General features: G+C 72.3%; 23 protein-coding genes and 1 riboswitch. Of the genes, 11 read left to right on the plus strand and 12 right to left on the minus strand.

The window, feature by feature from the left end; translation table 11 throughout:
* Position 1: 1 nt before the first annotated feature.
* From OIU81_RS11750 to OIU81_RS11760, 3 genes are read right to left on the minus strand one after another with little or no spacing between them, the layout of a single operon-like run.
* The gene (locus OIU81_RS11750) at positions 2–832 is read right to left on the minus strand and encodes a carbohydrate ABC transporter permease (RefSeq protein WP_329146575.1); all 831 of its coding nucleotides are present in this window, start codon (positions 830–832) and stop codon (positions 2–4) included.
* Positions 829–1,854 (minus strand): carbohydrate ABC transporter permease, encoded by a 1,026-nt coding sequence (locus tag OIU81_RS11755; RefSeq protein WP_329146577.1) that lies wholly within the window; start codon positions 1,852–1,854, stop codon positions 829–831. Before OIU81_RS11755 ends, OIU81_RS11750 begins: the two co-directional genes overlap by 4 nt.
* Before the next feature lie 55 nt (positions 1,855–1,909).
* Positions 1,910–3,178, minus strand: coding sequence for an extracellular solute-binding protein (locus tag OIU81_RS11760; RefSeq protein WP_329146579.1), 1,269 nt, complete (start codon positions 3,176–3,178; stop codon positions 1,910–1,912).
* Between the two features lie 242 nt (positions 3,179–3,420).
* On the opposite strand from OIU81_RS11760, the gene OIU81_RS11765 reads away from it, so the two are divergent.
* The 6 genes from OIU81_RS11765 to OIU81_RS11790 all read left to right on the plus strand — a co-directional run bounded on the left by OIU81_RS11765 (position 3,421) and on the right by OIU81_RS11790 (position 12,597).
* Positions 3,421–4,176 carry a GntR family transcriptional regulator gene (locus tag OIU81_RS11765; RefSeq protein ID WP_329155060.1) on the plus strand — a complete coding sequence of 252 codons (756 nt, stop codon included), beginning with the start codon at positions 3,421–3,423 and terminating at the stop codon, positions 4,174–4,176.
* Between the two features lie 225 nt (positions 4,177–4,401).
* Entirely contained in the window at positions 4,402–4,662 is a 261-nt protein-coding gene (locus tag OIU81_RS11770) for a DUF3311 domain-containing protein (protein ID WP_329146581.1), read from the plus strand.
* Complete coding sequence (gene mctP / locus OIU81_RS11775) at positions 4,659–6,347, plus strand: monocarboxylate uptake permease MctP (protein WP_329146583.1); 1,689 nt, start codon at positions 4,659–4,661, stop codon at positions 6,345–6,347. Before OIU81_RS11770 ends, mctP begins: the two co-directional genes overlap by 4 nt.
* A gap of 317 nt (positions 6,348–6,664) precedes the next feature.
* Positions 6,665–6,812, plus strand: a riboswitch (cobalamin riboswitch).
* A gap of 160 nt (positions 6,813–6,972) precedes the next feature.
* On the plus strand, positions 6,973–9,444 hold the full coding sequence (locus tag OIU81_RS11780) for a ribonucleoside-diphosphate reductase subunit alpha (RefSeq protein WP_329146584.1): 2,472 nt from the start codon (positions 6,973–6,975) through the stop codon (positions 9,442–9,444).
* Positions 9,441–10,496, plus strand: coding sequence for a ribonucleotide-diphosphate reductase subunit beta (locus OIU81_RS11785; RefSeq protein WP_329146586.1), 1,056 nt, complete (start codon positions 9,441–9,443; stop codon positions 10,494–10,496). The genes OIU81_RS11780 and OIU81_RS11785 overlap by 4 nt, the downstream gene beginning before the upstream one ends.
* A gap of 124 nt (positions 10,497–10,620) precedes the next feature.
* Entirely contained in the window at positions 10,621–12,597 is a 1,977-nt protein-coding gene (locus OIU81_RS11790; RefSeq protein WP_329146588.1) for a transglycosylase domain-containing protein, read from the plus strand.
* 50 nt (positions 12,598–12,647) lie between these two features.
* Here the strand turns inward: OIU81_RS11790 and def are convergent, their stop codons facing one another.
* The 6 genes from def to OIU81_RS11820 form a co-directional block, all read right to left on the minus strand.
* A complete protein-coding gene (gene def, locus OIU81_RS11795; RefSeq protein WP_329146590.1) occupies positions 12,648–13,292 on the minus strand; it encodes a peptide deformylase in 645 nt (214 codons plus the stop codon).
* Between the two features lie 68 nt (positions 13,293–13,360).
* Positions 13,361–14,359, minus strand: a complete 999-nt coding sequence (locus OIU81_RS11800) for a tetratricopeptide repeat protein (RefSeq protein ID WP_329146592.1) — start codon at positions 14,357–14,359, stop codon at positions 13,361–13,363.
* Positions 14,360–14,778: 419 nt separating this feature from the next.
* Positions 14,779–16,140: an HD-GYP domain-containing protein gene (locus tag OIU81_RS11805; protein ID WP_443073972.1), complete on the minus strand. Its 1,362-nt coding sequence runs from the start codon at positions 16,138–16,140 to the stop codon at positions 14,779–14,781.
* A complete protein-coding gene (locus OIU81_RS11810; RefSeq protein WP_329155064.1) occupies positions 16,137–17,582 on the minus strand; it encodes an HD-GYP domain-containing protein in 1,446 nt (481 codons plus the stop codon). Before OIU81_RS11810 ends, OIU81_RS11805 begins: the two co-directional genes overlap by 4 nt.
* Positions 17,583–17,771: 189 nt before the next feature.
* Complete coding sequence (gene rsrA / locus OIU81_RS11815) at positions 17,772–18,197, minus strand: mycothiol system anti-sigma-R factor (protein WP_329146594.1); 426 nt, start codon at positions 18,195–18,197, stop codon at positions 17,772–17,774.
* Positions 18,194–18,889, minus strand: a complete 696-nt coding sequence (locus OIU81_RS11820; protein ID WP_329146596.1) for a sigma-70 family RNA polymerase sigma factor — start codon at positions 18,887–18,889, stop codon at positions 18,194–18,196. Before OIU81_RS11820 ends, rsrA begins: the two co-directional genes overlap by 4 nt.
* A 365-nt stretch (positions 18,890–19,254) precedes the next feature.
* On the opposite strand from OIU81_RS11820, the gene OIU81_RS11825 reads away from it, so the two are divergent.
* Positions 19,255–19,845 carry a helix-turn-helix domain-containing protein gene (locus OIU81_RS11825; protein WP_329146598.1) on the plus strand — a complete coding sequence of 197 codons (591 nt, stop codon included), beginning with the start codon at positions 19,255–19,257 and terminating at the stop codon, positions 19,843–19,845.
* 24 nt (positions 19,846–19,869) lie between these two features.
* Here the strand turns inward: OIU81_RS11825 and OIU81_RS11830 are convergent, their stop codons facing one another.
* Positions 19,870–20,517, minus strand: coding sequence for an alpha/beta hydrolase family protein (locus tag OIU81_RS11830; protein WP_329146600.1), 648 nt, complete (start codon positions 20,515–20,517; stop codon positions 19,870–19,872).
* A 136-nt stretch (positions 20,518–20,653) separates the two neighbouring features.
* Entirely contained in the window at positions 20,654–21,487 is an 834-nt protein-coding gene (locus OIU81_RS11835) for an SOS response-associated peptidase (protein ID WP_329146602.1), read from the minus strand.
* A gap of 35 nt (positions 21,488–21,522) precedes the next feature.
* Here OIU81_RS11835 and OIU81_RS11840 point away from each other — a divergent pair, with 35 nt between their 5' ends.
* The 4 genes from OIU81_RS11840 (at position 21,523) to OIU81_RS11855 (ending at position 25,279) form a co-directional block, all read left to right on the plus strand.
* Positions 21,523–22,236 carry a M50 family metallopeptidase gene (locus tag OIU81_RS11840; protein ID WP_329146604.1) on the plus strand — a complete coding sequence of 238 codons (714 nt, stop codon included), beginning with the start codon at positions 21,523–21,525 and terminating at the stop codon, positions 22,234–22,236.
* Positions 22,237–22,409: 173 nt separating this feature from the next.
* Positions 22,410–23,783: a 3-phosphoshikimate 1-carboxyvinyltransferase gene (gene aroA / locus OIU81_RS11845; RefSeq protein ID WP_329146606.1), complete on the plus strand. Its 1,374-nt coding sequence runs from the start codon at positions 22,410–22,412 to the stop codon at positions 23,781–23,783.
* A 12-nt stretch (positions 23,784–23,795) separates the two neighbouring features.
* A complete protein-coding gene (rsgA, locus tag OIU81_RS11850) occupies positions 23,796–24,803 on the plus strand; it encodes a ribosome small subunit-dependent GTPase A (protein ID WP_329146608.1) in 1,008 nt (335 codons plus the stop codon).
* 152 nt (positions 24,804–24,955) lie between these two features.
* Complete coding sequence (locus OIU81_RS11855) at positions 24,956–25,279, plus strand: DMT family transporter (protein ID WP_329146610.1); 324 nt, start codon at positions 24,956–24,958, stop codon at positions 25,277–25,279.
* A 49-nt stretch (positions 25,280–25,328) separates the two neighbouring features.
* On the opposite strand, the gene OIU81_RS11860 is transcribed toward OIU81_RS11855, so the two are convergent.
* Positions 25,329–26,063, minus strand: coding sequence for a TetR/AcrR family transcriptional regulator (locus OIU81_RS11860; protein ID WP_329146612.1), 735 nt, complete (start codon positions 26,061–26,063; stop codon positions 25,329–25,331).
* Positions 26,064–26,111 lie beyond the last annotated feature (48 nt).

The following is a 26,111-nucleotide window of genomic DNA, read 5'->3' on the forward strand; positions in this document are numbered from 1 at the left end:
GTCATCCCTTCACTGCGCCGGAGGTGAGACCGCCGACCGCCTTGCGTTGCAGGAACAGGAAAAGGACCAGGATCGGGAGGGCGAAGAGCGAGGAGGCGGCCATGGTGGCACCCCAGTCGTCCCCGAACCGGCTCTGGAACTGCGAGAGCCACAACGGCAGGGTGCCCATGGCCGGTTCCTTGTTGAGGACCAGCACGAGCGGGAATTCGTTCCAGGCGGTGATGAAGCCGAAGAGCGAGGTGGCCATCAGTCCGGGGGCCAGCAGCGGGAACACCACCTTGCCGAAGGCCTGCCGCCGCGAACAGCCGTCGACCATCGCGGACTCCTCCAGCTCCCGGGGCACCGCGGCGACATGGGCGCGGAGCGTCAGCAGGGTGAACGGCAGCACCATCAGCATGTAGAAGAGGGTGAGCGGCAGCAGGCTGTTGAGCAGGCCGGCGTCCCGGACGATCAGATAGACCGAGATCACCATGACCTCCCAGGGTGCCATCTGGGCAATCATGAAGGTCAGCAGGATGCCCCGGCGGCCGCGGAAGCGCATCCGGGTGAGGGCGAAGGCGCCGCAGAGCGCGATCACCAGCGACAGCGCCACGGCCACCACGGTCACCAGGACCGAGTTCCCCGCCAGGGCCCAGAAGTCCGGGGCGTGCACGGCGGTCACGAAGTGCTCGGCGGTGCCGTGGAGGGGCAACCACACGGGGTCGTCGGTGACGATGTCCCGGGTGGGTTTGAAGGCCGTGGCGAACATCCAGTAGACCGGGAAGACGAAGCCCAGGGCGAGCAGGGCCGCCGTGGCGTTGGGCCAGATGCGTGCGGCCGGCGAGCGCTTCACAGCTCGTTCTCCTCTTGCCGTTCCTGCCGGAGGGTCAGACGCAGGGAGTACGCGGTCAGCGCCAGCAGCACCACGATCGTCAGCAGCGAGATGGCGGCGCCCCTCCCGAAGTGGAGATTGCCGACGCCCTCGGTGAAGGCGTAGAGCGGCAGCGTCTCGGTGAGCCGGTCGGGCCCGCCCTGGTTGATCGCGAAGATCTGCGGAAACGCCTTGAAGACCCAGATGACCTCCAGGAACGTCGTGGCCAGGAGGAAGGGCCTCAGGAACGGGAAGGTGACGCAGGTGAAGACCCGCCAGCCGCCGGCGCCGTCCATCCGGGCCGCTTCGTAGAGCTCCCCGGGGATGGTCGTGGTGGCGGCGTAGAGGTGGAGGGCCACGAAGGGCAGCGACTGCCAGACGATCAGTACGGTGATGACGAAGAAGGTCGACCGCTGGGTGCCGACCCAGTCGTAGTGAGCCATGGCATGCCATCCGAGCCGGGCCAGCAGCCAGTTGACGACGCCGGAACGCGCGTCGAAGAGCCACTGGAAGACGGTGGTGGCGGCGATCACCGGCATCGCCCAGGCCAGCACCAGCGCGACGGACAGGGTGAGCCGCATCGCCTTGCCGAGCCGGGCCAGCAGCAGCCCGGTCAGCACGCCGAGGACCATGATCAGGGTGACGTTGACGGCGGTGAACACCAGGGTGCGCAGGGTGACCCGCCAGAACTGCGCACTGCCCAGGATCTCCTGGTAGTTGGCGCTCCCGCACCAGTCCGTGAGGTGCTGGATCAGCTCCTTCATGCCGAGGTTCTGGAAGGAGAGCACAAGCGTGCGGACCATCGGCCAGCCCAGCAGAACCGCGGTGGCGAGCAGGGCGGGGAGGAGCAGGAGGTAGGGGGTGCGGCGGGTGGGCCGTCCGCCCCTCCTGCCGGCGGCTGGTGCGGCCCGCCGGCCGCCGGGGCCGTGCCGGGCGGGCGGACCGCCCCCCTTGCCGGTGGCCGGGGCGGCCTCGTCCGCCGCGTCGTCGAGCCGCACGTCCATGAGCCCCGCTCCCCCTGCTCGTCGTCGTCCTTCTCGCCGCTGTCCCGGATGCGCCCTACTGCCGGGCGAGCCGCGCGTTGATCTCGGGCTCGACCTCCTTGGCGGCATCGGCCGGGGACTTACCGCTGAGAACGGCCGTCATATAGCTCTTGATCGGGTTCGGTACGTTCTCCACGGCGGCCCACTGGGGAATCAGCGGAGTGGTGCCGCCGGACTTCGCCGCCGCGGGCGCGGCGGCCTCCGCGGCCGGATTCCCCTTCGCGGCGCCGGCCAGATCGGGGGATTTCGGGGTCCAGCCGGCTTCCTTGACCAGTTGGGCGTCGTTCTGCTTCGACAGGGCGATCCTCAGGAATTCCCTGGCGAGTTCCTGATTCCGGCCCGTACCGGCGACGGCGAAATTGGAGCCGCCGAGGAAGACCCCTTCGGGCTTGTCCGCGCGCTCCCCGGGGAGGGTGAAGAAACCGATGTCCTTCTTGATCTCCGGGTGGGCCTTGACGGCGGTGGCGGCCTCGTAGCCCATGGCGATGACGGCGCCCGTTTTCCCCTTGGCGAAGACCTCGGCCTGCTGCGGGGTGGCCTCGTCCTTGTTCTTGGGTGCGGTGCTGAAGGACTGGTACTGCCGGTAGATGTCCATGGCCCGGGCGACCTTGGGGTCGCCGAGGTTGGAGACCCATCGGCCGCCCCGCCTCTTCACCAGGTCGGCGCCGGTGCCCAGGGTCAGGCCGTCGAAGAAGTACCAGTTCTGGCCGGGGAGATAGAGCGGTTCGGCGCCGGTCTTCTTCCTGATGGCGGCAAAGGCCCGGAACAGTTCACCGCGGGTCCGCGGGGTGCCCTTGAGGCCGGCCCGGGCCCAGATCCTCTTGTTGTACATCACCACGCGGTTTCCGGCGTACCACGGCAGTGCGTACTGCTTTCCGTCCACGAGGGAGGCCTTGTTGAAGGCGTCACTCCAGCCGGCGCCGATCTCCTTCTTGAGGTCGCCGAGATCGGCCAGGGCGCCGGCCGCGGCATAGGCGGCGGTCTGGGTGTTGCCTATTTCGACGACATCGGGCGGGGTGTCCTCGGACAGCGCGGTGCTCAACCGCTGCTGAATACCGTTCCACTGCTGGACCTTGAACTCGACGGTGGCGCCGGTCCGCTGGTGGAACTGCGCGGAGACCTGCCGCGTCCACCGCTCCGGATTCGACCCGCTCATCACCCAGACGGTCAGCTTCTTCCCCCGGAAACCCGCCGCGCCCGTCGTGCCGCCGTCGCCGGCTCCACAGGCGGCGACCCCCACCAGCATCCCCACCACCACCGTCACCGCGCTGAGCCCACGCTTCATTGCGTTCTCCCCCCAAGGCCGGGTGTGGTCTTTAATGGTTTAGACCAGTGCCCGCAGCTTGGCCTAGACCTTTTGGGGTGTCAAGAGGTGTATAAGAGTCGCTGCCAGGTCCGGTACCCGACCGACTTCCGGCGGGCCGGGACCGGCAACAGCGCACGGGGAACCCTCCCGTGCCACGATGTGAGCCGCTACGTACGGAGGAGCCGGTGACGGCAGCACGACAGGAGTCGGAGAGGCGGGTCATGGAGACGGACGGGGGCGGCACTGCCGACAGCGGCGCACGGACCGCACGGGTGCCCAAGTACTACCGGCTCAAGAGGCACTTGCTGGACATCACCGAGACCCTGCCGCCCGGCACCCCGGTCCCGCCCGAGCGCACCCTCGCCGCGGAGTTCGACACCTCACGCACCACGGTGCGTCAGGCCCTGCAGGAGCTGGTCGTCGAGGGCCGGCTGGAGCGCATCCAGGGCAAGGGCACCTTCGTCGCCAAGCCGAAGGTCTCCCAGGCGCTGCAACTGACCTCCTACACGGAGGACATGCGGGCCCAGGGCCTGGAGCCGGCCTCCCAGCTGCTGGACATCGGCTATGTCACCGCCGACGACCGGCTGGCCGGGCTGCTGGACATCGCCACCGGCGGCCGGGTGCTGCGCATCGAACGGCTGCGGCTGGCCAGCGGTGAGCCGATGGCCATCGAGATCACGCATCTGTCGGCGAAGCGCTTCCCCGCGCTGCGCCGGAACCTCGTCAAGTACACGTCCCTCTACACCGCGCTCGCCGAGGTCTACGACGTCCGGCTGGCCGAGGCCGAGGAGACCATCGAGACCTCTCTGGCCACCCCGCGCGAGGCCGGGCTGCTGGGCACGGACGTCGGGCTGCCGATGCTGATGCTCTCCCGGCACTCGCTCGACGCCCAGGGGCAGCCGGTGGAGTGGGTGCGCTCGGTCTACCGCGGCGACCGCTACAAGTTCGTCGCCAGGCTGCGCCGCCCCACGGACTGACCCGCCGCCCCGCGGGCCGGGCGCCTTCCGCCCGGACCCGCCCGGCCCGCCCGCCGACCGGATCCGGCGCGCCCGGCCGCCGCGCCCGCCGCCGGCCGGTCGTCGGCCCGGCGGAAGGTGGATTCTTGATACCGATATGCGGACAGCTAGTGACGCGCGCCACGCCCCTGCCATAGATTTCCAGCCGATCGCACAGGAGTACCGCCAGGGGACGGAGCAACGGTCATGACCCAGTCAGCTGCACCACCGGATCGCAGACAGGTCGTCACGCCCACGCGGGTGATCGCCGGACTCTGCCTGATCGCTCCGTTCGTCGCCATGCTGTGGGTCAGCTCGTACGCCAGGATCGAGCCGACGCTCATCGGGATCCCGTTCTTCTACTGGTACCAGATGGCCTGGGTGCTGATCTCGACGGTGCTCACCATGGGCGCGTACAAGCTCGTGCAGCGTGAGCAGCGGGCGCGCAAGGGCGGTGGGTCGGAATGAGCCTGACCACGACCGCGCCGGACGCCGCCGCCGTGCTGGCCGGCTCCGCTACCAAGGGCGTCAACGGCGTGGCCCTCGCCGTCTTCGTCTTCTTCTTCCTCGCCGTGACCGTCATGGGCTTCCTGGCCGCCCGTTGGCGCAAAGCCGACGAGTCCGCCAGCCTCGACGAATGGGGTCTGGGCGGCCGCAGTTTCGGCACCTGGGTGACCTGGTTCCTGCTGGGCGGTGACCTCTACACCGCGTACACCTTCGTGGCCGTACCGGCGGCGATCTACGCGGCGGGGGCGGCCGGCTTCTTCGCCGTGCCGTACACGATCCTGGTCTACCCCCTCATCTTCACCTTCCTGCCGCGCCTGTGGTCGGTCTCGCACAAGCACGGCTACGTCACCACCTCCGACTTCGTGCGCGGCCGCTTCGGCTCCAAGGGCCTGTCGCTGGCCGTGGCGCTCACCGGCATCCTCGCCACGATGCCCTACATCGCGCTCCAGCTGGTCGGCATCCAGGCCGTCCTGGACGTGCTGGGCATCGGCGGCGGCGAGCACACCAACTGGTTCGTCAAGGACCTGCCGCTGCTGATCGCGTTCGCCGTCCTGGCCGCGTACACCTACTCCTCGGGGCTGCGGGCGCCGGCGCTGATCGCGTTCGTCAAGGACGGGCTGATCTATCTCGTCATCACCGTGGCGATCATCTACATCCCGATCAAGCTGGGCGGCTTCGACGCGATCTTCCACTCGGCCGGCAAGGCGCTCTCCCAGCCCGGCGCCGTCCCCGGCAAACCGCGCGGCGAGCTGGTCAGCGGGCCCAACGCCCAGTGGGCGTACGCGACCCTGGCGCTCGGCTCGGCGCTGGCGCTCTTCATGTACCCGCACTCGATCACCGCGACGCTGTCCTCGCGCAGCCGCAACGTGATCCGCCGCAACACCACCATCCTGCCGCTGTACTCCCTGATGCTGGGGCTGCTGGCGCTGCTGGGCTTCATGGCGATCAAGGCCGGCACGGACATCCAGGGCAACCCCCAGCTGGCCATCCCGCAGCTCTTCGAGGACATGTTCCCGAGCTGGTTCACCGGCGTCGCGTTCGCCGCGATCGGCATCGGCGCGCTGGTGCCCGCGGCCATCATGTCGATCGCCGCGGCCAACCTGTTCACCCGCAACGTCTACAAGGACTTCCTCAAGCCGGACGCCACGCCCGCGCAGGAGCACAAGGTCGCCAAGCTGGTCTCGCTGCTGGTGAAGGTCGGCGCGCTGGTCTTCGTCCTCACCATGGACAAGACCGTCGCGATCAACTTCCAGCTGCTGGGCGGGATCTGGATCCTGCAGACCATGCCGTCGCTGGTCGGCGGCCTGTTCACCCGCTGGTTCCACCGCTGGGCGCTGCTCACCGGCTGGGCGGTCGGCATGCTCTACGGCACGCTCGCGGCCTACGGCGTGGCCAGCCCGACCCAGGCGCACTTCGGCGGCTCCAGCAACGAAATCCCCGGCATCGGTGAGATCGGCTACATCGGTCTGACCGCCTTCGTCCTGAACGTCGTCGTGACGGTCGTGCTGACCTTCGCCCTGAAGGCCGCCAAGGCTCCCGAGGGCATCGACGAGACCAGCCCCGCGGACTACACGGCGGACGCCGGGGACCAGGGCGTCGTCGTCGACCTGCCGCCCGCCACGGCGGGCGCGCCGGCCGGCCACTGAGCTTTTCCCCCGCGCACGGCCACGGGCCGCCGCGTCCCCCGACGGGGGCGCGGCGGCCCTTTCCGCGTCACCCCGCTCGCGTCGTCCGCACCCGCCCGGCACACTGGACGGCGGGCTTCCGCACGGTCCTGCAGAGCGTGCCGACGGCCGGCGGACGGCACCCCGCGAGCGGCCTGAAGAGGCGGCTCCAGGCCCTTCCCACAGGGGTTTTGAGGGCCCGTCGCGGGCCCGGACGGGCCGATGGCGGTGCGCACCCCGCCGGAGTGGTATGACACAACGACACAAGATGTGGGGGTGCGTGCGGGCGGCAGCACAAGATGTATGCTCGTGCTCGCTGTCGCCGCAGGGGAATCCGGTGGGAATCCGGAACTGTCCCGCAACGGTGTAGGGGCGCGCTTCCACGGCCGGAAATCGGCCCCGGCGCACGCCCGAAGTCCGAGGACCTGCCGACGGTACGACCGCACCGCCATGGGTGCGGACGTCGATACGTCCGGGCCCCGAGGGCTGGGCCGGTGGACGCCGCGTGGTGAGCCCGCGCACCCCTGACCGTGTCGGGGTGCCGCATGCCCGCGTGCGCCCGTCGCGCCGACCCTCACGGCCCCCGCCGAGTGAGGGAGAGCATCACGTGACCATCGCGCCAACGGAGCCCGCGTCAGACGCCGAGGTCGTGCCGCCTGCGGTGGCCGTGTCTGCCGGTGCCGCCGGTGCCGCCGACGGCGGTCCGGGCGAGGACGGTCCGGGCGTCGCCCTGCTGCGCACCCTGACCGAGCTGACCGCGGACCTGACCGCGACCGACCCCGGCAAGGTGGCCGCCGCCGCCCTGCGCGGCCGGTACGAGGGCGCAGGCGGGGCCGAACTGCGGTCGCTGGCCACCGATGCCGCGGCCGGTCTGATCGGTGACGAGCCGCAGTACTCCAAGCTCGCCGCGCGCCTGCTCACCCTCGCCGTGGCCGAGGAGGCCGCCGGCCAGGGCGCCGTCTCGTTCTCCGCCTCCGTCGCGACCGGCCACCGTGAGGGGCTGATCGCCGACGAGACCGCACAGTTCGTGGCGACCCACGCGGCCCGGCTGGACGCGCTGGTCGACCGGGCGCTGGCCGACGGCGCCGACGACCGCTTCGGCTACTTCGGGCTGCGCACCCTGCACTCGCGCTACCTGCTGCGCCACCCCACCACCCGTCAGGTCATCGAGACCCCGCAGCACTTCCTGCTGCGGGTGGCCTGCGGCCTGGCGGAGACCGCTGATTCCGAAGAGGGCAGCGAGCGCGCGCTGGACGAGGTCGCCGAGCTCTACCGCCTCACCAGCTCGCTGTCCTACCTGCCCTCCTCCCCCACCCTCTTCAACTCCGGCACCCGCCACCCGCAGATGTCGTCCTGCTATCTGCTGGACTCCCCGCTGGACGAGCTGGACTCGATCTACGACCGCTACCACCAGGTCGCGCGGCTGTCCAAGCACGCCGGCGGCATCGGGCTGTCGTACTCCCGTATCCGCGCCCGCGGTTCGCTGATCCGCGGCACCAACGGGCACTCCAACGGCATCGTGCCGTTCCTGCGCACCCTGGACGCCTCGGTCGCCGCCGTGAACCAGGGCGGCCGTCGCAAGGGCGCCGCCTGTGTCTACCTGGAGACCTGGCACGCGGACATCGAGGAGTTCCTGGAGCTGCGCGACAACACCGGTGAGGAGGCCCGCCGCACCCACAACCTGAACATCGCGCACTGGATCCCGGACGAGTTCATGCGCCGGGTCGAGGCGGACGCCGACTGGTCGCTGTTCTCGCCCGCGGACGCCCCGGAGCTGGTGGACCTGTGGGGCGAGGAGTTCGACGCCGCCTACCGCAAGCTGGAGGCCGACGGCCGGGCGGTCAAGCAGATCCCGGCGCGGGTGCTGTACTCCCGGATGATGCGCACCCTGGCGCAGACCGGCAACGGCTGGATGACGTTCAAGGACGCCGCCAACCGCACCGCCAACCAGACCGCCGAGCCCGGCCACGTCGTGCACTCCTCCAACCTGTGCACGGAGATCCTGGAGGTGACGGACGACGGGGAGACCGCCGTCTGCAACCTGGGGTCGGTCAACCTCTCGGCGCACCTGGGCGACGAGACCGCCGGCTGGGAGGAGGCGATGGACTGGGAGCGGCTGGACGCCACGGTCCGCACCGCCGTCACCTTCCTCGACCGCGTGGTGGACATCAACTTCTACCCGACCGAGCAGGCCGGGGCCTCCAACTCCCGCTGGCGCCCGGTGGGTCTGGGCCTGATGGGCCTGCAGGACGTCTTCTTCCGGCTGCGGCTGCCCTTCGACTCGCCCGAGGCACGGGAGCTGTCCACCCGGATCTCCGAGCGGATCATGCTCGCCGCCTACGAGGCGTCCGCCGACCTCGCCGAACGGCACGGCCCGCACGCGGCCTGGTCCGCGACCCGCACCGCCCGCGGGGTGCTGCACCCGGACCACTACCCGAACGCCGAGCCGCGCTGGGCCGACCGCTGGGCGGCGCTGCGCACCCGGATCGCGTCGACCGGTATGCGCAACTCCCTGCTGCTGGCGATCGCGCCGACCGCGACCATCGCCTCCATCGCGGGCGTGTACGAGTGCATCGAGCCGCAGGTCTCCAACCTCTTCAAGCGCGAGACGCTGTCCGGGGAGTTCCTCCAGGTCAACGCCTATCTCATCGAGGAGCTCAAGGCGCTGGGGCTGTGGGACGCGCGGACCCGGGACGCGCTGCGCGAGGCCAACGGCTCGGTGCAGGACGTCACCTGGATCCCCGAGGAGATCCGGGCGCTCTACCGCACCGCCTGGGAGATCCCGCAGCGCTCGCTGATCGACATGGCCGCGGCCCGCACGCCGTACCTCGACCAGAGCCAGTCGCTGAACCTCTTCATGGCGTCGCCGACCATCGGCAAGCTCAGCTCGATGTACGCCTACGCCTGGAAGCGCGGCATCAAGACGACGTACTACCTGCGTTCGCGGCCGGCGACCCGGATCGCCCAGTCCGCCCGCGGCGCCACCGCCGCGGCCGCGCCCGTACCGCAGCAGGCCACCGACCCCGAGGCCGTCGCCTGCTCCCTGGAAAACCCCGAGTCCTGCGAGGCCTGCCAGTGACCACCGCACCCGAAACCAACGCCGCCGCGGCACACACCGCCACCACCGGCACCAAGAACCTCCTCGACCCGGGCTTCGAGCTGACGCTGCGTCCCATGCGGTACCCGGAGTTCTACGACCGCTACCGCGACGCGATCAAGAACACCTGGACCGTGGAGGAGGTCGACCTCCACTCCGACATCGCCGACCTCGCCAAGCTCTCGCCGGGCGAGCAGCACATGATCGGCCGGCTGGTGGCGTTCTTCGCGACCGGTGACTCGATCGTCTCCAACAACCTGGTGCTGACGCTCTACAAGCACATCAACTCCCCCGAGGCGCGGCTGTACCTGAGCCGTCAGCTCTTCGAGGAGGCGGTGCACGTCCAGTTCTATCTGACGCTGCTGGACACCTACCTCCCCGACCCGGACGACCGCGCCGCCGCCTTCGCCGCGGTGGAGAACATCCCCTCCATCCGGGAGAAGGCCGAGTTCTGCTTCAAGTGGATGGACTCGGTCGAGCGCATCGACCGGCTGGAGTCCAGGTCCGACCGGCGCCGCTTCCTGCTGAACCTGATCTGCTTCGCGGCCTGCATCGAGGGCCTGTTCTTCTACGGCGCCTTCGCGTACGTGTACTGGTTCCGCTCGCGCGGACTGCTGCACGGCCTGGCCACCGGCACCAACTGGGTCTTCCGCGACGAGTCCATGCACATGGAGTTCGCGTTCTCGGTGGTGGACACCGTCCGCCAGGAGGAGCCGGACCTGTTCGACGACAAGCTGGAGCAGCAGGTCACCGAGATGCTCAAGGAGGCCGTCGAGGCGGAGCTGCAGTTCGGCAGCGATCTGTGCGGTGAGGGCCTGCCGGGCATGAACACCGCCTCGATGCGCGAGTACCTCCAGTGCGTCGCCGACCAGCGGCTCCAGCGGCTGGGCTTCGCGCCGGTCTACGGCTCGGAGAACCCGTTCTCCTTCATGGAGTTGCAGAACGTCCAGGAGCTGACCAACTTCTTCGAGCGCCGGGCCTCGGCCTACCAGGTCGCGGTCGAGGGCTCGGTCTCCTTCGACGACGACTTCTAGACAGCGGCTGAAAGCCGGTTTTCCGGAAGACGCAGCGCGACGCCCCTTCGCCCCGCCCACCCGCCTTTTGTGAGCGTTCTGTTACCTCGGCAACGAGGACCACGGCCGCCACATCTATGCGGGTATGAAGGGCACGAAGGGGCGTCGTCGGTTCATCGACTATCCGCGTCAGGGACGGGAAGGTCTGCGCCGGTGGCTGCCGTCATGGAGACAGTGGCTGAGCGCCGTCGCGCTCGGCGTGGGCGGCCTGGCGGGGCTGTTCGCCGTGGTGTACGCGAAGGTCGACATACCGGGTGAGAACACGCTCGCCGGGCAGGAGGCCTCCGTCTATTACTGGGCGGACGGCAGCCAGATGGTGAGCGTGGGCGCCGTCAACCGGCAGAATGTCTCCCTCGACAAGGTGCCCGATTCCGTCGAGAATTCCGTGATATCGGCGGAGAACGCCACCTTTTACAGCGACCCCGGCATCTCGCTCCAGGGCATCGGCCGGGCCCTCATCGCGATGGTGTCGGGCGGGGACACCCAGGGCGGCTCCACCATCACCCAGCAGTACGTGAAGAACACCTATCTCTCGCAGGACCAGACGATCACCCGCAAGGTGAAGGAATTCGTCATCTCGCTGAAGGTGAACAACCAGAAGTCGAAGCAGGACATTCTCCGCGGCTATCTCAACACCAGCTGGTTCGGCCGCGGTTCCTACGGCATCCAGGCCGCCGCCCACGCGTATTACGGCATCGACGTCAAGCAGCTGAACCCCAGCCAGAGCGCCCTGCTGGCGGCCCTGCTGAAGGGCTCGGAGCAGTACGACCCGGGAATGAGCAAGGCCAATCACGCGCGGGCGGTGGCCCGCTGGAAGTGGATACTCGACCGGCAGGTCGCCACCGGGAAGATGAGCGCGCAGGAGCGGGCGAACTACCGCACCTTCCCCGAGCCCCGCGCACTGTCCAAGCCCACCAGCCAGGCCGGCCAGACCGGCTATCTCGTCGATATCGCCAACAAGTTCATCAAGGCCGACACCGGCCTGACCGACAAGGATCTGGCGCGCGGCGGATATCGCATCCACACCACCTTCGACAAACAGCGCACCCGCCGCCTGGAAAAGGCCGTCACCGATGTGCGCCGCACCACCCTCGACCCGAAACAGCGCGCCGCGGACGCCTTCGTGGAATTCGGCGCCGCGTCGGTACGCCCCAAGGACGGCGCGATCGTCGCGCTCTACGGCGGCGCGGATGCCACCCGGCACTTCAGCAACAACGCGGACACCACGGCGGTCCCGGCCGGGTCCGCCTTCAAGCCGTTCGTGCTGGCGGCGGCGCTCCAGCGGCAGACCGACCAGCCGTCGGTCCAGGCGCCGGCCACCACGCCCCCGGACACCGACCCCTCCCGCGCGGCGACCGACAAGACCCGGCCGCTGGTGTTGCGCTGGGCGCTGCTGAAGGGCAAGAACCCGCCGTTCGTGCAGGCGGGAAAGGAGATGGGGCTGAAACCGATCCGGGATCTGGCGGTGGCCTCGGGGCTGCGCAAGGAGAGCATGGCGCGCCTGGAACAGACCTTCCCGCTGGGCACCTCCGCCCCCAGCGCGGTCCGGATGGCGAGCGCCTACACCACCTTCGCCAACGGCGGGCTGCACACCGACCCCTATGCGGTGACCTCGCTCACCCACAACGGACGCCCGGTGCCCGGTCCGCACCGCCCCACGCCGCACCAGGTCCTGGACGCCGGGGTCGCACAGCAGGTGTCCGGCGCCCTGGAGGAACTGGGCCAGCAGGCACTGGGGACGCCCGACGACGGTGCGGCGACACCTCCGGTCGCGGCCGGTCGCACCGAGCCGGGCGACCGGATGAAGTCCGCGTGGTTCATCGGCGGCCCGCCGGCCGGTGTCCCGGACTTCGGCAAGGACCCCGGCAGCGGGGCCGGCGTCCGCCCCGGCCGGCTGCCCACCGCCGGTGACAGCAACGAGCCGACCACCGCCGTCACCATGTTCCGCAACAAGCCGGGCGCCCCTGATCTGCTGCCGATGCAGGGCGTCGGCGGCGCGGACAGCGAGATGGGCACGACCATCCCGCCGAAGATCTGGAGCGCCTACCGGCAAGCCCCGTGAACGGGAGCGGGCGCCCGGCCGGCGGGCCGGGCGCCCGTGCGCCTGCGTCGTCAGTCGTTGGCGACGACGGGGTAGCGGGGCTCCCGCTCGGCCATCTGCTGGAGCGCGTCCTTGCGCTCCCGCTTGCTGAGCCGGTCGATGTAGAGGTAGCCGTAGAGGTGGTCGGTCTCGTGCTGCAGGCAGCGCGCGAAGTAGCCGGTGCCCCGGATCGCGATCGGCTCGCCCTTGGCGTCCTGCCCGCGGACCACGGCGTAGTCGGGGCGGGCCAGCTCGGCGTAGGCGCCGGGCACGGACAGACAGCCCTCGTTGGAGTCGTCCAGGATGCGGCGCTCGGCCGGCAGCTCCTCCAGAACGGGGTTGCAGACCGCACCGACGTGCCGGACGCCCTCGTCGTCCAGGCAGTCGTAGACGAAGACCTTCAGGTCCACACCGATCTGGTTCGCGGCCAGGCCCACCCCCTCGGCGGTGCGCTGGCTGGCGAACATGTCGTCGATGAGCCGGCCGAGCTCCTCGTCGAACGCCGTGACGTCCTTGCACTCCTTGTGGAGCACCGGGTTACCGACGACCGTGATCGGCCGCGAGGTGCCCCGCTCACGGTGGGCTTCCTCCCGCTCCCCGGCATCGGTGACGTCGTCGATGAACGCCTCGTCCACGCGCTGGTCACCTTCTTGATCGAACACAGGCTGCTGGGCCATCTCCGCCGTACGCCTTCCTGAAAACCCTGGTTAGTCGCCCTACAGCCTACGGGGACGCCGCCGGGCTCTCAGCAGACCTCTTCAAGATCCCGCCATTCCCGGGTGTCCGGGCTGTCCGCGACCCAGCCGTCCAGCAGGCCGCGCACCAGGGCGGACGGCGCCGCGATGCCGCATTCGCGCTCCGGCACCCACAGGGAGCCCGAGCCCGCGGTGCGGTGCCCGAGCGGCCCGGGGTGGCCGGGCTCGCTGTGGTCGTGCGGGTCCAGATGCTCGCCCCCGTCCTCGTCGCTGGGCATCCGGCTCTCCGAGCACGTACGGCACAGCAGCCGCACCGAGGACGACCAGTCCTCGGCGGCGAAGCCCGCATCGGCCGCCAGCCGCTCCAGGGCGTCCCGGTCGGCCTCCGAGGCGGCCTCCAGGAGCACCACCCAGGTGGGGACCGGGGAGGGCGCCCACAGCTCGATCTCGTCGAAGACCGGATAGGCCCTGGTGGCGCCGTCGGCGCTGACGGTGGTCCGCTCGCCGTGCGGGACGCCGTCGTGCAGCACCACCTCGCCCCAGCGCCGCCCGGAGGACGGCAGCGGGATGGACAGCACCTCGATACGGGCCGGGTCCAGCCGGCGGCCCCAGACGACCTCGGCCTCGCCCTCCGGGGAGAGCCGGACGGCGGCGCTGCCCAGCGCCATACCGAGCGGTTCGCCGGACGGGGAGCCGTCACCGGGCACCTTCAGGCCGTACGCCTGCCAGGCACGGCGGGCCAGCGGCCAGTCCTGCAGGGCCGTGGCGGCGATGCCGACGTTCCACCAGTCGGGCGCTCCGGACTCCCGGTCCAACAGCGCCACCGCACGCAGACCGGCCGCCCGGGCCTGTTCCCAGTCGTGCCGGAACTTGTGCAGCAGGGCGAGATTGAACCAGGACTCCGAAAGCCACGGCTCCATGTCCGCGGCACGCGTCAGCAGCGCCCCCGCATCCTCGTAACGGCCGTCGCCGATCAGCGTGAAAGCGCGGTCGGTCGCCTGCCGCCACGAGGCGGAGGGCCGATGCCGTACCTTGCCGAAGATCCTCACGATTCCCGCCTGCTGGTTGCTCTTGATTGCCGCCGGGGAGGTCTCCCCGGGCGGCGCCCGGGGCCTTCCGGGGGGCCTACTCGACAACCTGCCACAGATTGCCGCCGGGCTCAGCCCGGTTTGCCGCTCCCCTGCGGCTCCTTGCCCTTCGCCGACCCCCTGAATCCCCCTGGAAGGGGCTTCCTTCGCATCCAACCATGCCCATCTCGGCGACCGCTCATTACCCATGGGTTCCCGAACCTCGGGCGCACGGCGCGGGACCGGCGGCGGGGGCGGGGCGCTGAGGCGGCCCCAGGGGCCCGCCGGAGCCCGTCCGGGGCGGTCTGCGGCCCGCCGGGGCAGGACGCGGCGGGGCAGCCGCTCCACCTGCCGCGGAGCGGGCGCCGCCCGCTCCGCGCCGCCCGCCGCAGTCGGCCATCTCACACCGCGCGGCCGCCGCACGACAGGACCCGGGCCAGCGCCTCGACGACCCGTGGTTCGTGGTCCCGTGCGGTGGCCAGCCGCAGCCGCTCCAGGGCGCGCAGCGGGCCGCCCGGCCCCGCGGAGGTGCCCGACAGATCGTCGTAGGCGTTGACGGTGCGGACGATACGCGCCGTGACCGGCTGGTCCCGGTACGGATCGGCCTGCCGCTCGACGATCAACGCGACCTCCGCGGGGGCCCCGGTCTGCCGGACAACGGCGCCGCCCAGCAGCGCGATCCGGCGCTGCCGGTCGGGCGGCAGCGGGGCGGTCGCCCCGTCCGGCACCGGGTCCACGAGCGAGAGCTGACCGATGTCGTGCAGCAGGGCGGCGTGTTCGAGCACGTCCAAGTCCGGACCGTGCAGTCCCAGTTCGCGGCCCACGGCGCGGCTGAGCGCGGCCACCCGGCGGGCGTGGCCGTGCGGGGTGTAACCGGCGATCTCGGTGGAGCGGGCCAGCGAGGCGATGGTCTGGCGGTAGGTGGCACGGACCGCGGCGTAGCGCCGGAAAGCGAACTGGGTCAGCAGCAGCGGCAGACAGAAGACGGGCAGCGCCCACAGCCCGACGACCGCGGTGGCCAGCGCGATCACCACGCCGGTGGCACAGATCGCCGAGCCGATGCCGGGCAGCGCCCGCAACTCGTCGCGCAGCAGCGGCCCGTACGGCCAGCCGGTACGGGCCCGGGCGAGCGCGGCCGCCAGCACCGCGTCGCACAGCGCGGTCAGCGCCATCAGGGCGATCATGAAGAGGGGGTAGACCGGCCCGGAGGCCACCCAGGCGTCCAGCGTCCCGGTGTTGTAGAGGGGCTGGAAGCAGGTGGCGGCGAAGCCGATGGTCAGCACCCGGCGGGCGAGATGGTCGAGCCCCGGGCCCGCCCCGCGCGCGAGCTGCCGGACGAGCCCGACCAGCCCGGCCGCCAGGACCACGGCCACGATCTGCGCGACGCCATGGGTCGTGGGCCGGCCGCCGGCCGCGCCGAGCAGCGCGTAGGCGAGGGCCCCGGCCGCGCCGAGCGGGGCGCCCTCCCGCTCCCCCGGCATCCGCCCGGGCCCGGCCGCCGGCGCCCTCCCTGAGCCCACCAGCTCCCCCACGGCGATCAGCACCCCGAAGGCCAGCGCGATCCCGGGCTGGTGCAGGCCGCCCCACAGCGTCCGGCCGAGCGACCAGCCCGCCAGCGCGGCGGCCGGGACGTAGACCGCGGCGACGACGGCGCGTGCGCCGCAGGACGCCGCCCCGGCGCGCGGAGCACCGGCGGCCGGGCCGTCCGCCGCCCGGCGCACGCCGGGCCAACGGCGCCGGGGGTCGCCCCGGGCGCCGCTCACCGGGCGCCGTCCCGTCCGGCCTCTTCGGGCCGCGGCGCGGGCGGCACCGTCGCGCGCTCCCCGCCGCCGGCCGGCTCCCCGCCCGGCCGCGGCACGCCGTCGCCGTCCCGCGGGGCGCCGGGCTCCGCCTCGGCCGCCGTCACCAGCTCCGGGTGCCAGCCGTGCCGGTCCAGGGAGGCCACCAGCGCCCGGACCATCCGCGGGTCGAACTGCGCCCCGGCGCACCTGCGCAGCTCCTCGACGGCCGCCGGCACCGGCCGGGCCCGCCGGTAGGAACGGGTCGAGGTCATCGCGTCGAAGGCGTCGGCGACCGCCACCACCCGGGCGTACTCCGGAATGTGATGCCCCCTCAGCCCATAGGGGTAGCCGCGGCCGTCCAGCCGCTCGTGGTGGTGCAGGATGGCCGACCGCGCCTCCCCCAGGAAGCCGATGCCGCGCACGATCTCGTGTCCGTACTCGGGATGCAGCTCGATGATCCGGCGCTCCTGCGGCGTCAGCGGGCCGTCCTTGCGCAACAGCCGGGTGGGGACGCCGAGTTTGCCGACGTCGTGCAGGATGCCGGCGAACCGCAGCACCTCCACGCGGTCCTCCGCCATGCCCAGCTCCCGGGCGATCATCACCGAGGCGCGCCCGACCCGTTCGCTGTGGCCGCGGGTGTAGCGGTCCTTGATGTCGACGGCCTGCACGAGGGCGCGCAGGGTGGCCTGATGGGCGGCGCGTTCGCGGTGGCACCGGGCGAAGACCCAGCAGGACAGGCACATCGGCAGCAGCACCAGCAGCGCCGCCGGCGGCCCGTACGAGCTGCGCCACAGCACCGCCATCATCAGCCCGGCCAGCCCGTGCACCAGATGCGGCCCCAGGGAACGGGTCAGCAGCCCGCGCCAGGCGGTGCGTACGGGGTGCCGCTCGGCGGCGACCAGCACCCCGCCGTCGAGCGCCGCCAGCACCGCGCAGAAGGTCGTCGCGGCGGCCGCGGCCGGCAGCAGCAGGAGGGGGAACTGCGGTGCGGACAACGGAGGGTGGCCGCCGGTGATCCGGAAGACCTGGGCGGCCGCCCAGCAGGCCGGCGCGAGCTCGGCGGCGTGCCAGAGCCTGCGGGCGCCGGCCGGGCGGGCCTCGGCCGGTCCCGTCAGCGCACCGGGGACGGCGGTCAGCGCGGCCAGCGGCGGCGGCAGCAGACAGACCCCGGCGAGCAGGACGGGGCTGGCCCAGCCGGCGGGAAAGCTCGCGGGCCCCGCGGCGGGACCCGTGCCGGACGGCACCCGGCCGCCCAAGGGCGGGCAGCGGCGCACCTGTTCACACAGCGCGTACAACAGGGCCAGGGCCAGGGTGCTGCTCCAGGGGGCGCCGGCGCCGAGGCGTATCGCGGGGGCGGCGCACAGCGCCGCGGCCAGTGCGGCGGCGCCGATATACCCTCGCGCGGCCGCCGGAAGTCCCCGCATCGCGCCCTCCTCGTCGAACCCGCCGCTCTCGCCCACGCTCCGGAGGAGCCGGGACAGTCCCTGCGCGCCGCCTCAGCGGTGCACTCGGGTCGGTGAGAATAGACGGGCCGGAGGGCCCGGGAAGGGGCATCGGGAAATCGAGCGGGACGAATCGCCCCACCCCTCACCCCTTAGGGTGACGTGCCGCGGTTATTCGGTCCGCGCGGCCTCGGTCCGTGCATCGGACGGACCGGCCTCGGACGGACCGGCCTCGGAGGGACCGGCCGCCGGCCCGGAGCCGCCGGCCCCGGCGTCCGCCTGCTCGCGCTGGGCCTGTTCCCTCTTGGCCTGTTCGAGCACGCTCACCTCGGGCACGGTCTCCCCGGCCCGGATGAGGTCGATCCGGCCCATGACCTTGGACCGCAGGTCACTGGGGACGTCGTCATGGCCGCAGCAGCGCTTGACAAGCTTCTTGACGGCCTGCTCCAGGCCGTACTTCTCCAGGCACGGCGAGCACTCGTCGAGGTGCACCTGGAAATCTGCGCACTCCCCCTCCGGCATCTCCCGGTCGAGATACTCGTAGAGGTGGTCAAGGACCTCGGAGCAGTCCTTCTCGTGCGGCTCTCCGCAGCTCATGATCCCGAGCCTTTCCGGTCGTGCGACTCCGACGTCCGCGCGGCCTGCGGGTCCGCAGCCCCCGCCCCGGCCGGGACCAGCCCGCGCTCACGGGCGTAATCCTCCAGCATGCCGCGCAGTTGGCGGCGGCCGCGGTGCAGTCGGGACATCACCGTGCCGATGGGTGTCCCCATGATGTCCGCGATCTCCTTGTAGGCAAACCCCTCGACATCCGCGAGGTAGACCGCGATACGGAACTCCTCGGGGATGGCCTGGAGGGCGGCCTTCACATCGGAGTCGGGGAGGTGGTCCAGCGCCTGCGACTCGGCCGAGCGCAGCCCCGTCGACATGTGCGACTCGGCGCGCGCCAGCTGCCAGTCCTCGATCTCCTCGGCGGCGCTGCGCTGCGGCTCGCGCTGCTTCTTGCGGTAGGAGTTGATGAAGGTGTTGGTCAGGATGCGGTACAGCCAGGCCTTGAGATTGGTGCCCTCGCGGAACTGGTGGAAGGACGCATACGCCTTGGCGTACGTCTCCTGCACCAGGTCCTCGGCGTCGGCCGGGTTACGGGTCATGCGCAGCGCGGCGGAGTACATCTGGTCCAGGAAGGTCAGCGCGTCCCGCTCGAAGCGCGCATTGCGCTCGGCGGCGCTCTCCTGAGCCCTCTCCTCAGCCGTGCCGTCGGTCCCTGCGTCGGTACCCGTGACCGGACCCACCTCCTCCAACACCGTCGTGGTCCCGGATGCGGACCCACCCGATTCGGAGAATAGACGACGATCCGGTGCCGCCGCCGCTCCGGCAAGGGCGGGCTGCGTCACCTGCATCTGCGACCACGGCAGATTGGCGGCCGGGCGGGCGGGGCAAGCGATTCCCATGCGGCGGACTCCCATTCCTCATGCTTCGCCGGACGTACTCGGGCTACGACAGACACAACAGCCCTGCCCGCCGCGTCATTCCCGGCCCGCCGGCACCGCTTCCCCGCCACCTTCCCGGGCCCGCCCAACGCCCGACGGGCACCCGGCGCCCCCGGCCCGCTCCCCCAGGACTTGACAAACCCACTTGCTGCTTCGGCAATGGAGGGGTGACCGATCACGCATACGCGAACGTGCTCGCGGCGGTGGGCCCCCGGCTGCGGCGGCTGCGGCAGGAGCGGGGGGTGACGCTGAGCGCGCTGTCCGGGGCGACCGGCATCTCGGTGAGCACCCTGTCGCGTCTGGAGTCCGGCGGCCGCAAGGCCACCCTCGAACTGCTGCTGCCCCTGGCGCAGGCCCATCAGGTGCCGCTGGACGAGCTGGTGGGGGCGCCGGAGGTGGGCGATCCGCGGGTGCGCGCGGCACCGCTGCGGCGCGCGCACCTGACCGCGGTGCCGCTGACCCGCCAGCCGGGCGGCCTGCAGGCGTTCAAGCTGGTCATGGACCCGGTCGGCGGCCCGCCCGAGCAGCGGACGCACGAGGGGTACGAGTGGCTGTACGTGCTGTCCGGGCGGCTGCGGCTGCTCCTCGCCGACCGCGAGGTGGAGCTGCGGGCCGGGGAGGCCGCGGAGTTCGACACCCGGCTGCCGCACTGGTTCGGGCCCGCGGGCGACGCCCCCGTGGAGCTGCTGAGCCTGTTCGGCAGCCAGGGCGAGCGGATGCACATCCGCGCCCGTCCGCGCGGGCGGGGCGGGAACTGACCCCGCGCGGCGGCACCGCGGGGGTCAGCCGAACATCCCGTCCAGCCAGGACGCCACCGCGTCCGTGAGCCGGCCCATCGACTCCGCCTCGCCGACGCCCGCCTTCTTCGGGACCGCGAAACCGTGGTCCCCATGGGCGATCTCGGTCAGCTCCGTGCCCGGCGGGAACTCCTCCGGCCGACCGAACGGGTCCCGGCCACCCTGGACGACCAGCGTCGGCACCCCGGCGCCGGTCAGCTCCTCCGCCCGCGACTTCTCCGGCCTGCCCGGAGGGTGCAGCGGGAAGCTCAGCGCCAGGACGGCCTGCGCCCCCAGTTCCCGTGCCGTACGGCAGGCCACCCGGGCGCCGGCGCTGCGGCCGCCGGCGACCACCGGCAGCCCCGGCTTCTCCAGCGCCGGCCACAGCGCGGTCCATGCGGCATCGAGGGTCTTCGGCGCGGGCGCCACCTTCCTGCCCGCCACCCGCCACGGCTGCTCGACCAGCGCCACGGTGTAGCCGCGGGCCGGCAGCGCGGCCGCCAGGGCCCGCAGATCGCGCGCCTCGATGCCCCCGCCGGCCCCGTGGCTCACCGCCACCACGGCCCGGGCCGGCTCCGCCTCGCGGTACCAGGTGATCCGGGCGTCGCCCGCCGGCGTCCCGACCGTCTCGGTCTCCCTCGCCGCTGTGCTCATGCCGGAACCTCGCTTCACTGGGCCTCACCGTCACACCGCGCGCACCGTCCGACCGGGGTCCGAGGCGCCGCGTCGCTCACGGCCCATCCTGCCCGCGCCGCGGCCCGAAGGGCACCGCAGCACGCCCGGCGGCGCCTCAGAACAGCGTGCCGACCTCCGGGCCGTCGAGCTCGGTGACCAGCTCGGGCCCGTTGTTGCGGACGTTGCTGACCTCGGTCGGCACCGGATAGGCGCGCATCAGCCCGGCCGGCGGCGGCGCCAGCAGCGCCCGCACCTCGTCGGGGTCGGTCCGGGCCGGGTCGAGCCAGGCGTCCCAGCGGTCCGGGGTCAGCACCAGCGGCATCCGGGGGTGGATGTCGGCCAGCGCCTGCGGCCCCTCGCCGCCGCCCGCCCCGGCCAGCGGGGTGGTCTCGGCCTCGGTGGTGACGACCGTGCAGGTCACCCACCAGGCCAGCGGGTGGTCGCCGGGCAGGGTCGCGTCCCGCCAGAACTCGTACAGACCGGCCAGCGCCATCACCGAGCCGTCCGCCGGGGTCACGAAGTACGGCTGCTTGCGGGGCCGCTTCTTCTTTCCCTGCTCCTCCAGCTCCCGCTCCGTGGGGGCGGTGACCCACTCGAAATAGCCGTCACCGGGGAGCAGGCAGCGGCGGGCCGCGAGGGCCTGCCGGAAGGACGGCTTCTCGTGCACGGTCTCGGCCCGGGCATTGATCATCTTCGCGGCGGCCGCGGGTGATTTCGACCACGACGGCACCAGCCCCCACTTCAGCGCCCGCAGCTGGCGCACCGGACTGCCCGGCACGAAGGCCTCGGCCGCCGGGCCCTTGAGCGGACGTTCCAGCACCGCGTGCACCGGATCCGTCGGCGCCACGTTCCAGCTGGGCGCCAGGGTCTCCGTCGGCTCCCACCGCTGAACGCCGAAGATTCCCGCCAGGTCCTCGGGGCGACGACTCGCTGCATACCTACCGCACATGCATGCCACACTGCCATGCCACACGAAGGGGAGACATGGACACCGACCACCTCACCGACATATGGAGCCGGGTCTTCGGGACCCAGCCCGCCCCCTCCCTCTGGCTGGTGATCAGCACGGCGGTGCTCGCGCTGGGTGCGGTCGTCCCGCACACCGCCTGGCGGCTCGCGCGCAACGCCGTCACCATCGCGCACGAGGGCGGGCACGGCCTGATCGCGCTGCTGACCGGCCGCCGCCTCGACGGCATCCGGCTGCACTCCGACACCTCGGGTCTGACCGTCTCGCGGGGCAAGCCCACCGGCCTGGGCATGGTGCTCACCGCCGCGGCCGGCTACATCGCACCGTCCCTGCTGGGCCTGGCCGGCGCCGCACTGCTCGCCGCCGGGCACATCACGGCGCTGCTGTGGGGCGCCACCCTGCTGCTGCTGGCGATGCTGATCATGATCCGTAACGCCTACGGCGTGCTCACCGTCGTCCTGGCCGGTGCCGCGTTCGTGCTGGTCTCCTGGCTGACGACGCCCCAGGTGCAGGCGGCGTTCGCGTACGTGGTGGTGTGGTTCCTGCTGCTGGGCGGGGTGCGGCCGCCGTTCGAGCTGATGGGCAAGCGGCGCCGGGGCGGCGCGGCGGACTCCGACCCGGACCAGCTGGCGCGCCTGACCCATGTCCCGGCCGCCGTCTGGCTCGGCCTCTTCCACGTGGTGACGCTGTGCTCCCTGATCGGGGGCGGGCGCTGGCTGCTGGGGCTGTGACGCCGGCGGCAGGTGCCGGCGGCAGGTGGCCGGCTGCCGCGGCGCCGCGCCGGACGATCCGGCCGGTCCGGTCCCACCCTGTGGACGGCCGCCTTAGCAGTGCCATGTTTCGCCGGGATTGCGCCACTTTTGATCAAGATCGGCACCCCTGCCCCAGCCATTAAAGTAAAGGCATGACCGAGAGCCCCGCACACCCCGCCCTGTGGCCCGCCCCCCTCGCATCCGGTGCCGTCGACGCAACCGTCACCGTGCCCGGCTCCAAATCGGTCACCAATCGCGGCCTGGTGCTGGCCGCCCTCTCCTCCGAGCCCGGCTGGCTGCGCCGCCCGCTGCGCTCCCGGGACACCCTGCTGATGGCCGAGGCGCTGCGCACCCTCGGCGTCGGCATCGAGGAGACCGCGTCCTCCAGCTCCGCCGGCTCCACCGGCGCCGCGGGCGAGCCCGGCGGCGGCGAGGCCTGGCGGGTCATCCCCGCGGGGCTGCACGGCCCGGCCACCGTCGACGTCGGCAACGCCGGCACGGTCATGCGCTTCCTCCCCCCGGTCGCCGCGCTCGCCGACGGCCCGATCCGCTTCGACGGCGACCCGCGCTCCTACGAGCGCCCGCTCGGCGGCGTGATCGAGGCGCTGCGCACCCTGGGCGCCCGGATCGACGACGACAACCGCGGCGCGCTGCCGATGACGGTCTTCGGCGGCGGCGCCCTGGAGGGCGGCCCGGTCGAGATCGACGCGTCCTCGTCCTCCCAGTTCGTCAGCGCCCTGCTGCTGTCCGCGCCGCGCTTCAACCAGGGCGTCGAGGTCCGGCACGTGGGCGCGGCGCTGCCCTCCATGCCGCACATCCGGATGACCGTCGACATGCTGCGCAGCGTCGGCGCCCAGGTGGACACCCCGGAGGCGGGCGGCGAGCCGAACGTCTGGCGGGTCACCCCCGGCGCCCTGCTCGGCCGCGATCTGGTCGTCGAGCCGGATCTGTCCAACGCCCAGCCGTTCCTGGCCGCGGCGCTGGTCACCGGCGGCCGGGTCACCGTCCCGGACTGGCCCGCGCACACCACGCAGCCCGGTGACGCGCTGCGCGAGATCTTCACCACCATGGGCGGTTCCTGCGAGCTGACCGACCAGGGGCTGACCTTCACCGGCAGCGGCCGGATCCACGGCATCGACGTCGACCTGAGCGAGGTCGGCGAGCTGACCCCGGGCATCGCCGCGGTCGCCGCGCTGGCCGACTCCCCCTCCACACTGCGCGGGGTGGCTCATCTGCGGCTGCACGAGACCGACCGGCTGGCCGCGCTCACCAAGGAGCTCAACGAACTCGGCGGCGATGTCACCGAGACCGCGGACGGCCTGCACATCCGGCCGCGCCCCCTGCACGGCGGGATCTTCCACACCTACGAGGACCACCGGCTGGCCACCGCCGCCGCGGTCCTCGGTCTGGCCGTCGACGGCGTGGAGGTGGAGAACGTCGCCACCACCGCCAAGACCCTGCCCGACTTCCCCGCGATGTGGACGGACATGCTCGATCCGGCGGCCGTCCCCGCCCGGAGAGTCTGAGGTCCGGCCGCCATGCGCCGCTACGGCAAGAACCCCGACGAGGACGACATCCGCTTCCGGCCCAACCCCAAGGGCAACCGTCCCCGTACGAACATCCGTCCCAAGCACGCGGACGCCGGCGAGGGCCTGGTCCTCACCGTCGACCGCGGCCGGCTGACCTGCCTCATCGACGGCCGGACGGTCACCGCGATGAAGGCCCGCGAACTGGGCCGCAAGAGCGCGGTGGTCGGCGACCGGGTCGCCGTCGTCGGCGATCTGACCGGCGCCAAGGACACCCTCGCCCGGATCGTCCGGGTCGAGCCGCGCACCTCGACACTGCGCCGTACGGCCGACGATGACGACCCGTTCGAGCGGGTCGTGGTCGCCAACGCCGACCAGCTCGCCATCGTCACCGCGCTCGCCGACCCCGAGCCGCGCCCCCGGCTCATCGACCGCTGTCTGGTCGCCGCCTACGACGCGGGGCTCGACCCGCTGCTGGTGCTGACCAAGTCCGATCTGGCGTCCGCCGACAGCCTGCTGGAGTCCTACGGCGCCCTCGGTGTCCCCTACATCGTCACCAACCGCGACGAACTCGCCGACGGCAGCGCCGCCGAGCAGGTCCGGGCCGGCCTGGCGGGCCGGATGACGGCGTTCGTCGGGCACTCCGGCGTGGGCAAGACCACCCTGGTCAACGCCCTGGTCCCGGAGCACCGCCGGGCCACCGGACATGTCAACGCGGTCACCGGCCGCGGCCGGCACACCACCACCTCCGCGCTGGCACTGCCGCTGCCCGGCGGCTCGGGCTGGGTCATCGACACCCCGGGCGTACGGTCCTTCGGGCTGCACCACGTCGACCCGTCCCGGGTCATCCACGCCTTCCCGGATCTGGAGCCCGGCACCGCCGGCTGCCCGCGCGCCTGCAGCCACGACGAGCCGGACTGCGCGCTGGACGAGTGGGTCAGCGACGGCCATGCCGACCCGGCCCGCCTGTACTCCCTGCGGCGTCTGCTGGCCACCCGGGAGCGACGCGAGGGCGACTGACCGCCGACGTTTGCCGCCGACCGCGCACGGTAAGGGCATAATCACACCGAGGCCGGCGCGGAGGCCGTTCAGGCCCGAGCGCCCGGGCGGGACCCGAACGAGTGATTCCGACGTCCCCTCGCCGCCCACCCAACTGACGGAGGCATGCGGACATGGCGTGGCTGCTGGTCGTGGTGGCGGGGATCCTGGAGACCGGCTTCGCCGTCTGTCTCAAGCTGTCGCACGGCTTCACCCGCCTCTTTCCCACCATCGCCTTCGCGGCCTTCGCCCTCGGCAGCTTCGGTCTGCTGACGCTGGCGCTGCGCAAGCTCGACGTCGGCCCGGCGTATGCGGTGTGGACCGGGATCGGTGCGGCCGGCACGGCGATCTACGGCATGATCTTCCTCGGCGATCTGGTCTCGACCCTGAAGCTCGTCTCCATCGGCCTGGTCATCGTCGGTGTGATCGGACTGCAGCTGTCGGGCTCGGCACACTGAGCCGGCGCCCCGCCGCTGGGGTGTCCGCCCCCCCTTCTCTGACGCCTCGTCAGCTTCCGGCGGACGGCCGTCCGCCGGCCGTCATCCGTACGAAGGCGCTCCGCACGAGGTGGGACACCGCCTCGGTGTCCGGCTCCCGGCGCGGGCGCTGCCGCGGTACACGTCCCGGCGCGGCCGCCACCCCCGCGGCCGGCGGGGCGAGCACCCAGGACAGGGTCAGCCGCGCCGCGGTCTCGCAGGCGCTGTCCAGGGCGGGCAACTCCTCCTCGGGCCAGCCGGGCCGCAGTGCCGCGACCGCCTGGTCGCAGAAGCGGCCGACGAATTCGTCGGGCCCCGGCAGCGGCCCCTCGCCGGGCGTCGCGGCACGCGGTGCGGGCACGCCGGGTCGGGCCGCCCCGCCCGGCGCGGGGTCGGCGGGCGCCGTCGGGGCGGGCGGCAGCCGGTCTCCCCAGCAGCCGGTCAGAGCGGCTCTGACCAGGGGGTTGGCCCGAGCGGTGCGCAGCGTCCAGGCGGCCGCGGCCACCACCCGGCCCGCCGCGTCGCCCCGCACTCCGCCCGCCGGGGCGCGGCGCGACAGCGCCCGTGCCACCCCGGCCAGGCACTTGTCGGTCTCGCGGCGGACGAGGGCGCGGGCCAGCCCCTCCTTGCTGCCGAACTCGTTGTACAGCGTCTGCCGGGAGACCCCGGCGGCGGCCGCCACCTCGACCATCCGCACGGCCGCCCAGGGCCGGTCCGTCAGCGCCGTGTACGCGGCGTCCAGCAAGGATTCACGCGCTGCGGGCATCCGTCGCCTCCCCGGCCGCCGGCCCGGTCGGCCGGTGTGCGCACAGAA

Origin of the sequence: Streptomyces sp. NBC_01454, assembly GCF_036227565.1 — a bacterium.
Taxonomy (GTDB): domain Bacteria; phylum Actinomycetota; class Actinomycetes; order Streptomycetales; family Streptomycetaceae; genus Streptomyces.